Origin of the sequence: Microbulbifer sediminum, assembly GCF_021729035.1 — a bacterium.
GTDB classification, from domain to species: Bacteria; Pseudomonadota; Gammaproteobacteria; order Pseudomonadales; family Cellvibrionaceae; genus Microbulbifer; species Microbulbifer sediminum.
Genome location: NZ_JAJSAP010000001.1, coordinates 257,979 through 270,838 on the forward strand (window position 1 = coordinate 257,979; position 12,860 = coordinate 270,838).

8 protein-coding genes are annotated in these 12,860 nt (G+C 62.1%); 4 read left to right on the plus strand and 4 right to left on the minus strand.

The features are described 5' to 3' along the window. Positions 1-73: 73 nt before the first annotated feature. Both LVD11_RS01070 and LVD11_RS01075 read left to right on the plus strand, forming a co-directional pair. The gene (locus LVD11_RS01070) at positions 74-2,062 is read left to right on the plus strand and encodes a BCCT family transporter (protein WP_237055088.1); all 1,989 of its coding nucleotides are present in this window, start codon (positions 74-76) and stop codon (positions 2,060-2,062) included. Between the two features lie 52 nt (positions 2,063-2,114). Beyond that, on the plus strand, positions 2,115-2,645 hold the full coding sequence (locus tag LVD11_RS01075; protein ID WP_237055090.1) for a GNAT family N-acetyltransferase: 531 nt from the start codon (positions 2,115-2,117) through the stop codon (positions 2,643-2,645). Between the two features lie 116 nt (positions 2,646-2,761). Here the strand turns inward: LVD11_RS01075 and LVD11_RS01080 are convergent, their stop codons facing one another. From LVD11_RS01080 to LVD11_RS01090, 3 genes are read right to left on the minus strand one after another with little or no spacing between them, the layout of a single operon-like run. Further along, positions 2,762-4,468, minus strand: coding sequence for a sodium:solute symporter family protein (locus LVD11_RS01080; protein ID WP_237055092.1), 1,707 nt, complete (start codon positions 4,466-4,468; stop codon positions 2,762-2,764). Positions 4,469-4,477: 9 nt separating this feature from the next. Continuing rightward, complete coding sequence (locus LVD11_RS01085; protein WP_091509488.1) at positions 4,478-4,795, minus strand: DUF4212 domain-containing protein; 318 nt, start codon at positions 4,793-4,795, stop codon at positions 4,478-4,480. A gap of 37 nt (positions 4,796-4,832) precedes the next feature. After that, positions 4,833-6,158: a DcaP family trimeric outer membrane transporter gene (locus LVD11_RS01090; protein WP_237055095.1), complete on the minus strand. Its 1,326-nt coding sequence runs from the start codon at positions 6,156-6,158 to the stop codon at positions 4,833-4,835. Positions 6,159-6,421: 263 nt separating this feature from the next. Between LVD11_RS01090 and acs the strand changes: the two genes are divergently transcribed. Further along, positions 6,422-8,380: an acetate--CoA ligase gene (gene acs / locus LVD11_RS01095; protein WP_237055771.1), complete on the plus strand. Its 1,959-nt coding sequence runs from the start codon at positions 6,422-6,424 to the stop codon at positions 8,378-8,380. A 241-nt stretch (positions 8,381-8,621) separates the two neighbouring features. Next, positions 8,622-9,332 (plus strand): response regulator, encoded by a 711-nt coding sequence (locus LVD11_RS01100; RefSeq protein ID WP_237055097.1) that lies wholly within the window; start codon positions 8,622-8,624, stop codon positions 9,330-9,332. Here the strand turns inward: LVD11_RS01100 and LVD11_RS01105 are convergent. After that, positions 9,298-12,750, minus strand: coding sequence for a hybrid sensor histidine kinase/response regulator (locus LVD11_RS01105; RefSeq protein WP_237055099.1), 3,453 nt, complete (start codon positions 12,748-12,750; stop codon positions 9,298-9,300). The genes LVD11_RS01100 and LVD11_RS01105 overlap by 35 nt on opposite strands. Positions 12,751-12,860: the final 110 nt, after the last annotated feature.

A 12,860-nucleotide genomic window follows, 5' to 3' on the forward strand; every position in this document is an offset into this window, starting at 1 on the left:
GACTATGCTGAAAGCATTGGCCGGTCCGCAATACCGCGGGCGCCCGCCGGGCTGAAATTTTCGGTTTCTGCGTATGAAGCTCCGTACAACTGATGGCGGCCAGGCCCGCTTCGATCCCCCGGTATTTTATACCTCCACCGGTATCCTGCTGTTACTGGTGGCCTACGCGGTATTTTTCCCCGAGGATGCGACTGAGCGTTTCAAGGCCATGCAGGTGGCCATCGTCGATTACATGGGGTGGTATTACGTCCTGATCGTCGCCATCCTCCTGATCACGGTGGTGGTGCTGGGGGTCTCCCGCCTGGGGGATATCAAGCTGGGACCCGAACACGCAAAACCGGCGTACGGATTCACCTCCTGGCTGGCCATGCTGTTTTCTGCGGGTATCGGTATCGGGCTGCTGTTTTTCGGTGTGGCCGAGCCGGTGATGCACTACCTGAATCCCCCGGATGCAGATACCGGCACCGTAGAGGCGGCGCGGCAGGCGCTGGTACTCAGTATCTTTCACTGGGGCCTGCACGTCTGGGCAATTTTTGCCGGGGTCGCGCTGATCCTGGGCTACTTCAGTTATCGCCACAACCTGCCACTGACACTCCGCTCGGCCCTCTACCCGATGATCGGCGAGCGAATCCATGGACCTATCGGCCATGCCGTCGATGTATTTGCGATTGTCAGTACCGTCTGTGGTGTCGCCACCACCCTCGGCTTTGGGGTGTTGCAAATGAACTCGGGGCTCAACCACCTGTTCGGCGTGCCGGTAGGAGAAGGGGTACAGGTAATCCTGATTGTCGTGACCACGGCCCTGGCTACCATCTCAGTGGTAGTGGGCCTGGACGCCGGTATCAAGCGATTGTCGCAACTGAACATGGGCCTGGCCGCAGTCCTGATGCTCACGGTGCTGGTGCTGGGTAGCACTGTCTACCTGCTGCAGGCTTTCGTGCAGAATGTGGGCAGCTACCTGTCGGTGCTGGTCAATCGCACCTTCAACCTCTATGCCTATGCCCCCACCGACTGGATTGGAGGTTGGACCATTTTCTACTGGGGTTGGTGCATGTCCTGGTCGCCATTCGTGGGGCTGTTCATCGCCCGAATCTCCCGCGGCCGAACCATCCGCGAGTTCGCCATCGGCACTCTGCTCATGCCCACGCTGATTACCATCATGTGGCTCACCGTGTTCGGCAATTCGGCTATCCGCCTGATCCGCGACGAGGGGCTGCAGTCGCTGGCCGACATGATCCAGGAGGACCAGTCGCTGGCCCTGTTCCAGTTCCTCGAGCAGTTTCCCATGTCCGGTTTCCTGTCCATGCTGGCCATCATCCTGGTGGTGATCTTCTTCGTCACCTCGGCGGATTCGGGCGCCCTTGTGATGAACATGCTTTCCTCCCATGGCCGCGACGACACACCGGTGTGGCAGCGGATCTTCTGGGCAGCGATCATCGGCGTGGTGGCCATTGCCTTGTTGCTGGCAGGCGGGCTCGCCTCCCTGCAGACAGCAGCGATCACCAGTGCCCTGCCCTTTTCATTGATTCTTCTGGTGGCCCTCTACGGGCTGATCAAGGCTCTACGAACCGATACCGCCAAACGGGATGCCCAGAGTGCGCCGGTAGCGCCGGTCAGTGCGCGCAACCCGGTTTCCTGGGAACGGCGCCTGAAAAACCTGGTGCAGCTCCCTTCCCTGGAGGAAGTACATGAGTACATCGCCGAGGTGGGCCAGCCGGCTCTGCAGGACTTCGCCGCACAGATGGAAAAAAATGGTTTCTCAGCACGGGTGTCAGAGCTGGACAACTCTGTCGTTCAGCTGGAGGTTATGCAGGGGGAGGAACTGGACTTCCTTTACAGCATCCATCCCAAGGCGCACCTCAGGCCAAATGCCGGTAACCCGGACGCAGAGCTTGACGATAGACATGATGACGGTTCGCCAGACAAGTATTTCCGGGCCGAGGTCCATCTCCGCGAGGGTGGCCAGGACTACGATGTGATGGGCTGGACCCGGGACCAGCTCCTGACCGATGTGCTGTCACAGTACGAGCGCCACCTGCAATTCCTGCACACCTTGCGCTGACAATGGTGCCGGGGTCATGCAGAATGTCTTCCTTTCACAAGGAGCCCCTGGCATGACTATTCTAGAGACTGACCGACTGCTGATCAGGGAGTTTACCAGGGAAGACACGGGGCCCGTCCTCGCCGTACTGAACGACCCCGACTTTATCCGCAACGTCGCCGACCGCGAAATCCGCACAGTCGACCAGGCGCGCGGATACCTGCAGGCGACACTACTACCTTCCTATCGCCAGAATGGCTTCGGCATGTACCGGGTGATGCTGCGGGACGGCAGGGATATTGGCATGTGCGGGTTGGTCAAGCGGGAATGGCTCGATTTCCCGGATATCGGCTTCGCTTTCCTGCCAGAGTACCGAGGCCAGGGGTATGCGCGGGAAGCCGCTGTGGCCGTCATGGATTTCGCCCGTAACAGCCTCGGCTTGTCCGTGGTGCGGGGCATCGTCAACCCGGATAACCAGCCATCCATCCGGCTACTTGAAAAGCTCGGACTGGAGCGAGTCAGGAAAGCCCGGATTCCCGGTGAGGACGAGATGGTGCTGGTCATGGAGTGGCGGGATCCCAGCCACCAGGCAAAGCCGACCTAACAGCCGAGAAAAAAGGCGGACCGTCTTCGGGGAGGTCCCGGGCCCGCCACGGTGGTGAAGGAAAGTGAAGCCGAATTGAGCGGGCCGGTTACCGACCCGCTCCCCCAAGCCCCTTATCAATGAGCGCTTGCTGCTCCCGCCCCTTTCGGGAAGCGGATATCAGCCACCATGGCCTGCACATCCCTGGGCGCATCGGCGGTGAAACGGGCCACTGCAATCGCCACCGCGAAATTCAACAGCATACCCAGGGTACCAATACCTTCCGGTGAGATACCAAACCACCAGTTATCCGGGGTGTTCGCCCCAGGGTTGATGAACTTGAAGTAGATGATGTAGGCCGCGGTAAATGTGATACCGGAAACCATACCTGCAATCGCCCCTTCCTTATTCATCCGCTTGCTAAAGATACCCAGGATGATCGCCGGGAAGAAAGACGATGCCGCAAGCCCGAAGGCAAACGCCACCACCTGCGCCACAAAGCCGGGAGGATTGATTCCCAGGTAGCCGGCGATACCGATGGCCACCGCCGAGGCAATACGCGCATAACGCAGCTCCTGCCTGTCACTGATATGCGGCATCAGGTTCCGTTTCAACAGGTCGTGGGAGATCGATGTCGAGATCACCAGCAGCAGCCCGGCGGAGGTGGAGAGGGCTGCGGCGACACCGCCAGCGGCCACCAGGGCGATCACCCAGGCCGGCAGGTCGGCGATTTCCGGGTTGGCGAGCACCATGATATCGCGATCGATATCCATCTCGTTGCGCTCATCGCCGGAGTAAAACATCCTGCCGTCGCCGTTCTTGTCCTCCCAGCTGATCAGGCCGGTGCTTTCCCAGTTACTGATCCAGCTCGGCGCCTCCTCGTAAGCGGTGCCCTGCGCATCCGGGCCGTTGATCGTATCGATCATGTTTACCCGGGCAAATGTGGCAATCGCCGGTGCAGTGGTGTAGAGCAATGCAATGAACAGCAGTGCCCAACCTGCAGACTTGCGCGCGTCACGCACCTTGGGCACCGTGAAAAAGCGCACGATCACGTGCGGCAGTCCGGCAGTACCGACCATCAGTGCTGCGGTGATGAAGAATACATCAATGGTGCTCTTGGTCCCTGATGTGTATTCGGCAAAACCCAACTCCGTCGATAGCCCGTCCAATTTGTCCAGCAGGTAGGTTCCGGAACCGTCATTCAGCTCAGCACCAAAACCGAGCTGCGGAATGACATGTCCGGTCATCATGATGGAAATAAAGATAGCCGGAACCAGGTAGGCACAGATCAGCACGCAATACTGGGCCACCTGGGTGTAGGTGATGCCCTTCATGCCGCCCAGCACCGCATAGAAGAATACGATACCCATGCCGATGATCACTCCCGCGGTGATATCCACTTCCAGGAAACGGGAGAACACCACCCCGACGCCGCGCATCTGGCCCGCCACGTAGGTAAAGCACACGAATACAGCACATATCACTGCCACGGTGCGCGCGGTATTCGAATAGTAGCGATCCCCAATAAAAGCCGGCACCGTGAACTTGCCGAACTTGCGCAGGTAGGGCGCCAGGCACAGCGCCAGCAGCACATAGCCACCGGTCCAGCCCATCAAGTAAACAGCTCCGTCGTAGCCCATGAAACTGATCAGGCCAGCCATGGAGATAAACGAGGCCGCCGACATCCAGTCCGCTGCGGTGGCCATGCCATTGGCCACCGGGTTAACGCCGCCACTGGCGACATAAAAGTCCCGGGTGGAGCCGGCGCGCGCCCAGATGGCGATGCCAATATAGAGGGCGAAGGTCAGCCCCACGATAATGAATGTAAGAGTTTGAATATCCATGACCCGCTCCTAGTGTGTGTATTCTTCTTCGAGGGATTCACCGAGCTCTTGCGGCTCTTCGTGATCCTCATGCACGTTGTACTTGCGATCGAGTTTGTTCATCTTGATCACATACACCACGATCAACGCCAGGAACACATAGATGGAGCCCTGCTGGGCAAACCAGAAGCCGAGCTTGAAGCCGCCCAGGCGGATGGCGTTCAATTCATCGACCAGCAGGATTCCGCAACCGAAAGAAACGGCAAACCAGATAGCCAGGAGGGTGAACATCAGGCGCAGGTTCTCTTTCCAGTAGTCCTCTGCATGCTTTTCGCTTTCGAAACTCATGATTGATCTCCAGGTTTATTGTTATCACTTTCCGGGTCTAGAAGGCATATTTGACGGAAAACTGCATTCGCTGCAAGTCGCCCTCATCATCGGCCAGTGTCCCGCTGCTGTTTTCCAGCTGCTTACTGGCAAAGATGTACTCGCCGCCGAGTGTCATTTGCGGCAAGGGTGAGTAAAGCAGGTTCAGGTGGGCGCTGCGATACTCCGCGGCGGTTGTGTCCGTAACCAGCTCCGGATTGTCGGCACTGGTCATCGACAGAACCAGGTTGGAGCGCCATTTCTCGCTCCAGAAATGCCGCAGGGCCACGAAGCCCCCGGACTGGTCGATCAGCTCGATGTCTCCCTCCGGATCGATGATCCCGGCACGGTAGCTGTTCAGTCCCATATAGCGGCCCAGCGCATTGCCGTAGCTGTACATAAAGCGGATGTCGTCTGCCCCCAGCTGGTACTTACCGGACAGGCTGATCGCAAAACCCCGGCGCGACTCCTGGCCGGTATCCCGGTCATACGCCAGCTCGCGGCTCATCGACGCCACCGAATAACTCAAGCCGCCGGCGCTGTTGTTGTAGCGCAGCACGAAGTCCGGGGTGCTGTTGTCGTCGTAGGGGTTTTCCGTGCCGCTGTACAGCGTTGTGGCCGGGTTTTCCGCCGCAACTTGCAGGCTGCCACTGCCGATACCGTGGGTATATCGCAGCTGTGGCTGGCGCTCGAAAATCGTACCCACCGGGCCGACAAAGTCCATGCCCTCGGGTAATGCGCCAACATTGAAGAAGGTGGACCAGGTCTGGCCCGCCAGCAGGGAGCGCCCTGCCGCCATTTGCCAGTCGACATAGGCATGGCGCAGGCGTTGCGCATAGGAGTTGCTGATCCGCTCATCGCCCTGGCCGCTGGCCATGGCATCGATCTCCAGGTGCGTGTTGACCTGCCCCGAACCAAACTTCGTTCGCGTCTTCACGAACAACCGTGTGGACTTGGCGTGGGCGTTGTACTTGGCAGCGCCGCTCTCGCCCCCCACCGGAATAGTGGAGGGAACCAGGAAGTCCTCGCCGATACCGGCAGTGGCCGCAGCGCCATCGGAATAGTCACTGATGGCGCTGTCCAGCTTCACGTAACCGCCAATCTCCAGCTGTGTCTCACCATCGGCAGGTTGCGTGGGCTCCGGGTCCCGCACCGGCGCCTCCCGGTCGCGCGCTTCCCGCGCCTGCTCTGCGAGGGTCGCTACCTGTGCCTGTAGCTCCTGGATCCGCAGTTGCAATTCCTCATTGGTGGGCGACTCCGTTTGGGCCAGCGCCAGCGCGCCAACGGACGAATAAAGCAGGCCCGCCGAGAGGCGAGCCACGAATTTATTTGTTGTTCTGGTCATTACCTCTCCCTCATCGCTGTTTGAGTGGACTGCTGACAGCCAGTATCAAAACCTGCCCCGGCAATCGGGGGTATTAACCATTGGTCTAAGTCATGCCCCGGATTAGACCAATGTCTAGGTGCTCACGGGCAGCGCGGGGCTTTCGCCCTTATGCGAATTCGACTTTTGTCTAATACGCGACTGCAATGGGGCGGTGACAAAATGCGCAGCAATCCATAAATCCGCAGTGATCAATGTGATCAAACCAGACCGAGGCGCGCATGATGAAAGAACCAACGCTCTACCCCGTACCGGATTCGTATGCCTGGAACAGCCTGCTCGACGACCATGCCTACCGGGAAATGTACCGGCGTTCGATAGAGGACAATGAGGGGTTCTGGCGAGAGCAGGGCGGGCGTCTCGACTGGATCAAACCGTTCACCCAGGTCAGGGATGTCTCGTTCGCCCGCGATGACCTGCATATCCGCTGGTTTGCCGACGGCACCCTGAACGTGGCCGCAAATTGCCTGGATCGCCACCTGCCCGAACGCGGGGACGACACCGCGATCCTGTGGGTGGGGGATGAACCCGGGGTCAGCCGCGAGATCAGTTACCGCGAGTTGCACGAGGAAGTATGCCGTTTTGCCAACGGACTCAGATCCCTGGGTGTACAACGCGGCGATGTGGTTACCATTTACCTGCCGATGGTCCCCCAGGCCGCAGTCGCCATGCTCGCCTGTGCCCGCATCGGGGCCATCCACTCGGTAGTGTTCGCCGGTTTCTCCCCTGAGGCGCTGGCCGGGCGTATGGACGACGGCCAGTCACGGGTGGTTGTTACGGCAAATGCCGGGCGGCGCGGGGGGCGGTCAGTGCCGCTGAAGGAAAATGTGGACCGGGCGGCGGACCTCTGTCGCGAGACCCGCGTGGATACCGTGGTGGTGGTGAACTGTACCGACGGGGAGCCCTCCCTGGAGGCCGGCCGCGATGTCGACTACCACACCCTGGTCCGGTCCCAGGACAGCGATTCGCCGGCCGAGGAGATGGGCGCTGAGGACCCCCTCTTCATCCTCTACACCTCAGGCTCCACAGGCAAGCCCAAGGGAGTGCTCCACACCGGCGGCGGCTACCTGACCTATGCCTCCCTCACCCACGAATACGTCTTTGACTACCGTCGCGGAGAGCGCTTCTGGTGCGCCGCGGATGTGGGCTGGATCACCGGGCACTCCTATGTGATCTACGGGCCACTGGCCAATGGCGGTACCACGGTCATGTACGAGGGAGTACCCAATTACCCGGATGTGCGGCGCGTGGCCCAGGTGGTCGACGAACACCAGGTCGACATCCTGTACATTGCCCCCACTGCCATCCGGGCACTGATGGCCGAGGGCGAAAAGCCCACTGCCGGTGCGGACCTTTCTTCCCTGCGCCTGCTGGGTACCGTCGGCGAACCCATCAACCCGGAGGCCTGGCGGTGGTACCACCGCAGCTTCGGGCGCAGCGAGTGCCCGATTGTGGATACCTGGTGGCAGACTGAAACCGGCGGCATCATGCTGACCCCGCTGCCCGGCGCCACCCCCCTGAAGCCCGGCTCCGCCACCCGGCCCTTTTTCGGGATCCAACCCGCGCTGGTGGATGGCGAAGGCCGGCAGCTCGAAGGCAACGCCGAGGGTAACCTGGTCATACTCGACAGCTGGCCCGGGCAGATGCGCTCGGTGTACGGCGATCACCAGCGGTTTGTCGACACCTATTTCAGCACCTTCCCCGGCATGTACTTTACCGGGGACGGCGCGCGCCGGGACGATGACCACTACTACTGGATAACCGGGCGAGTGGACGACGTACTCAATGTTTCCGGGCATCGCATGGGAACCGCGGAACTGGAGAGCGCACTGGTGGCCCACCCTGCGGTCGCCGAGGCAGCCGTGGTGGGCTACCCCCATGAGATCAAGGGCCAGGGGATCTATGTGTATATCACCCTGAACAGCGGCGAGGAGCCCAGTGAAGCCATGCACCGCGCCCTGCGCGACTGGCTCCGCAGTGAAATCGGTCCCATCGCCACCCCCGATGTTATCCAGTGGGCACCGGGCCTGCCGAAAACCCGTTCCGGCAAGATCATGCGTCGCATCCTGCGCAAGATTGCTGCGGATGAATCCGACCAGCTGGGGGATATTTCCACCCTCGCCGATCCTTCGGTGGTAGCGCAGCTGCTCGATAACCACCAGCGCCTGGCAGAGTCCGCCTGAGCGGGTCCAGCTGATAGGTTATATAGGGGCGGGTGGAGTCCCCTTCCGGGCGGCCGGACAACGCCGCCCGGTTGTCGACCTCGCCGCCTCCATCCCCGAAGAAGGCAGGAGGCGACTGCGATAGCCCTGAAGGTCACGATCCTGAGGCATAACCTGGGCCAAAAGACCCGGCCCCGTCGTACACTAGGCATAATAATTAAAACGGCTCCCCGTGAGCCCAGACGATGATGATGAGGGAGTTATGGGCATCCAATCCGATTCCCACCCGGACCGGCGCCAGTTTATTGTCGCCGATGACCATCCTTTGTTCCGCGGTGCGCTGCAGCAATCCATTCGCCAGATTTTTCCCCAGGCGGAACTATACGAGGCGCACGATATGGAAAGCCTGCAGGCATGCGTGACAGAGCACGGCGACTGTGACCTGCTGCTGCTCGACCTGCATATGCCGGGAGCCCACGGCTTCAGCGGGCTGGCCTTCCTGAGCGGCCAACACCCCCAGTTGCCGGTCATGGTGGTTTCCGCCAACGAGAAACCGGAGGTGATGTGCAGGGCGGTCGACCACGGCGCCTGCGGCTTCCTGCCCAAGTCCGCGCCGGTGGACACCATTGCCGAGGCTATCGGGAAGGTGCTCGCTGGCGAGATATGGCTGCCGGAAGGCATGTCCGCGCTCTGCGCCCGGCAGGAGTCCGCCACCGACGCCGTCGCCGACGTGGTCGCCACGCTGACACCGCAGCAGTTCCGTGTCGCCACCATGCTCGGCGAGGGATTGCTCAACAAGCAGATCGCCTACGAAATGGATGTGACGGAAGCGACTGTGAAGGCGCACCTGACAGCCCTGTTCCGCAAGCTGGGCGTCAATTCCCGCACCCAGGCCGTGCTCGCCCTGAACAGCCTGGATGTCGAGCCCCCGGGCCAGTTCACCCCTCCGCCACGACAGCCTGAACCCGCCTGAGCCGTCGCACCAGGTTGCGCAAAGCCGCCGGCTTGACCGGCTTGGGCAGGTAATGGAGCCCGGCCATACCGGCACTGTCACGCACCTGGCCCGAGATATCGGCGCTGATCAGTATCCCGGGTACCCGTTGTGCCCACAGCTGCACCAGGGCCTCGAATGCGGCGACGCCGGTCTCCCCGTTATCCAGGTGATAATCCACGATCACCAGGTCCGGTGGTGGGGCCAGTGCTCCATGCGACAGGGCGGCCTCGCGGGAGTGGGCCACTGTTACCTGGCAGCCCCAACCCTCGAGCAGGCTCTGCATTCCACGCACGATTGCATCCTCGTTGTCGATGCACAGCACCCGCAGGCCCCGGAGGCCACCCGGCTCTGTATTCCCCGCCGCCTCCGGTGATGCCGCCGGGCCCACCGAGGCGCTGCCCACCGGCACCCGGATCGAAAACATGGCGCCGCGGCCCGGTTGCGACCGCAGGTCGATGGGATGCCCCAGCAGCCCGGCGCTGCGACTGGCAATCGCGAGCCCCAGGCCGAGCCCCTTGTCGGCGCCGCGCTCGGCGGCCGACAGACGTACAAACTCGTCGAAAATCCGGGCCTGCTCCTCCGGGGCGATACCGGGCCCGGTATCCCAGACCTGGATTTCCAGCTCGCCCCCCCGGCGGCGGGCCCCCAGCAATACCCGACCGCGCCGGGTATAGTGCAGCGCATTGCCCAGGAAATTCTGCAGGATCCGCCGCAACAGCTGCCGGTCACTGTGGATCCAGGCGTTGCAGGGCACATAGTGGAATTCCAGACCCCGCGCCACGGCAATGGCCCCGAACTCGGTGGCCAGGGCTGCCAGTAACTCATCCAGTGGAAAGTGTTCCCGATTGGGCGTCAGCTTACCGGAGTCCAGGCGGCTGATTTCCCTCAACGCACCAATCAATTGTTCGGCGGAGTGCAAAGCACTGTCGATGCCGGCAATATCGGTCATGGCCTGCGGCCAGTTTTCCCGGGCTGCCTTCTGTTGCGCCGAGGCGATAAACAGTCGGGCGGCATTAATCGGCTGCAACAGGTCGTGACTGGTGTGGGCCAGGAAGCGGGATTTGGCGGCATGGAGGTCGGCGAGTTCGGCGGTGCGCTGTTCCACCCGCTGCTCCAGGGTACGCTGGTTTTCCTCCAGCGCATCCACTGCGGCCCGGTAATCACTGATATCGGTGAAAGTGGTAACGAAGCCGCCACCCGGCATGGGAGTGCCGCGCACCTCGACGATGGTGCCGTTGGGCAGGCGCCGCTCAAACCGGTGGGCGCTGCCGTGCCGCAGCAGGTCGAGCCGTCGCACCACCTGGGCCTCCAGGTCGTCCGGGTTGTCGCCGTAGAGCCCGCGCTCCGCATTGTGCCGGTACAGCCGCTCGATGGGGCAACCGATATACAGCAGGCGCGGCGGGTACTCAAACAACTCGATGTACTGCTGGTTCCACGCCACCAGGCGCAGGTCTGCATCCACAACGCTGATGCCCTGGCTGATGGTCTCTACGGTGGTCTGCAGCAGTTCCTGGCTGAAGCGCAGCTTTTCCGAGGCTCCATCCACCAGCCGGGCAATATCCTCCACCTTGAGGGGCCGGTTGCGCCGTAGCAACTCCACCACCTGGTGAGCGGTGGCAGACCCCACTACGCCGGCCAGTACCCCCTCCGCTTCCCGCACCGCGAACCGCGGCGCCAGGTCGTCCGGCAACAGGCGCTGCCCCGAGCGGTGCTCAAAGCCCCGCCAGATCCCGTCGAGGCGCCCCGCTCCCACGAAGGGGCGCATCAGGCTGTACAGCTGCCCCATGGGAATGCTGGTGGGCGCCAGCTCGACACTCTCATCCCGAACTGTCTCGCCACTGCCCACGAACAGCTCTGCCTGTCGCCGGTCGCGGGCCCCCTGGCGACACCGGCGAGAAACCAGCCAGAACAGTGAGATATTGGCCAGCAGGCTCCAGAAGACACCATGGCTCAGGCTATCGAGCCCCGACAACCCGAGGAATTCCCGTGGGCGCAGCCAGCCGATCCCCAGGGGCCCCGCTTCCACCCAACTGGCCCCGGGGAAAATTGCCGGCAACACCAGGCAATAGAACCACAGCGCATAGCCGGCAGAAAGCCCTGCCCAGACGCCGCTGCGGTGGGCACGGCGCCAGTAGAGTCCCGCCACCAGGGCCGGCGCCAGCTGCGCCGCAGCGGCAAAGGACAGCAAGCCGATGGGGGCCAGGGTATCCAGGCCGGTGATGGCCCGGTGTACTCCCCATCCCATCAACATCAGGAGCATGATGCTGGCAGCCCGTACCTGGCGCAGGTAATTACCAAAGGACACCGCAGACAGCCGGGTGTAGCGGCTCAGGTACAGCCAGACTGGCCCCACCAGCTCATTGGAAACCATGATCGCCAGGGTCACTGCGGCCACCACAACCATGCCGGTGGCCGCGGAGAAGCCGCCGAGATAGACGAGCGCCGTCAGGGCATTGCTGTCCGCCGCCATGGGCAGGGTCAACACCAGGCTGTCGGGCGCCATTCCCTGGGCCAGCAGCGGCTGGCCGGCCATCGCGATGGGCAGGATCAGGACAGAGAACATGACCAGGTAAAGCGGCAACAGCCAGCGCGCGGCCTGCAGGTCCCGCGGCCCCTGGTATTCCACCACGGCCATGTGGAACTGCCGTGGCAGGCAGATGATCGCGACGGTGGCTAACAGGGTCTGGGTCAGGAAATTGGCATCCACCACCAGCGGGTCCCAGCGGCGATCCAGCACCGTCCCCAGAGCCAGCGTCTCATCCAGCAACAGCCAGCAGGCAAAGCCGCCGACTGCGGCAAAGGCCAGCAGTTTCACCAGTGATTCCAGGGCAATCGCGGCCACCACGCCCCGATTACGCTCGCGACCCTCCAGGTGACGCGTGCCGAAAAACACTGCAAACAGGCCCATCAGCACCGCGGTGACCAGCGCTGTATCCAGATTCACGAACTCACTGCCCTCCCCACCACCGACGGTATCCCAGGCCATGGCCACCGCACGCAGCTGCAGCGCGATATACGGCAGGGTGCCGACGATCGCCAGCAGCGCCACCAGCGCCGACAGGCCCCGACTCTTGCCGTAGCGCGAACCGATGAAATCGGCAATCGAAGTCACTTTCTGTCGCTCACCCACCACCAGCAGGCGCCGCAGGAAGGCCCCACCGAAGACAAACAGCAGGATGGGGCCGAGGTAGATTGGCAGGTAGCTCCAGGTACTGGCCGTGGACTGCCCCACCCCGCCAAAGAAGGTCCAGGAACTGCAGTAGACCGCAAGTGCGAGGCCGTAGACCAGCGGCCGAAAGCGACCCGCCTCGCCCCCGCGATCAGCACGCCAGGCAACCGCAAACAACAGCGCAACGTATACCAGGGCAAGCAACAACAGGAGGGGTTTGCCGATCATCTCTCAATTCACCAATTGCGGGGAAGCGCCCAAATCATCGACTTCTTTTATAACCGAAGCCCGGGGGCGGAAGCTATTAGCGAATGGTCGCAAGGATTGCCCCAGCGACC

Coding starts and splice junctions, on each gene's coding strand:
- LVD11_RS01070 (WP_237055088.1), top strand. CDS start 74: ATGAAGCTCCGTACAACTGATGGCGGCCAGGCCCGCTTCGATCCCCCG.
- LVD11_RS01075 (WP_237055090.1), top strand. CDS start 2,115: ATGACTATTCTAGAGACTGACCGACTGCTGATCAGGGAGTTTACCAGG.
- LVD11_RS01080 (WP_237055092.1), bottom strand. CDS start 4,468: ATGGATATTCAAACTCTTACATTCATTATCGTGGGGCTGACCTTCGCC.
- LVD11_RS01085 (WP_091509488.1), bottom strand. CDS start 4,795: ATGAGTTTCGAAAGCGAAAAGCATGCAGAGGACTACTGGAAAGAGAAC.
- LVD11_RS01090 (WP_237055095.1), bottom strand. CDS start 6,158: ATGACCAGAACAACAAATAAATTCGTGGCTCGCCTCTCGGCGGGCCTG.
- acs (WP_237055771.1), top strand. CDS start 6,422: ATGAAAGAACCAACGCTCTACCCCGTACCGGATTCGTATGCCTGGAAC.
- LVD11_RS01100 (WP_237055097.1), top strand. CDS start 8,622: ATGGGCATCCAATCCGATTCCCACCCGGACCGGCGCCAGTTTATTGTC.
- LVD11_RS01105 (WP_237055099.1), bottom strand. CDS start 12,750: ATGATCGGCAAACCCCTCCTGTTGTTGCTTGCCCTGGTATACGTTGCG.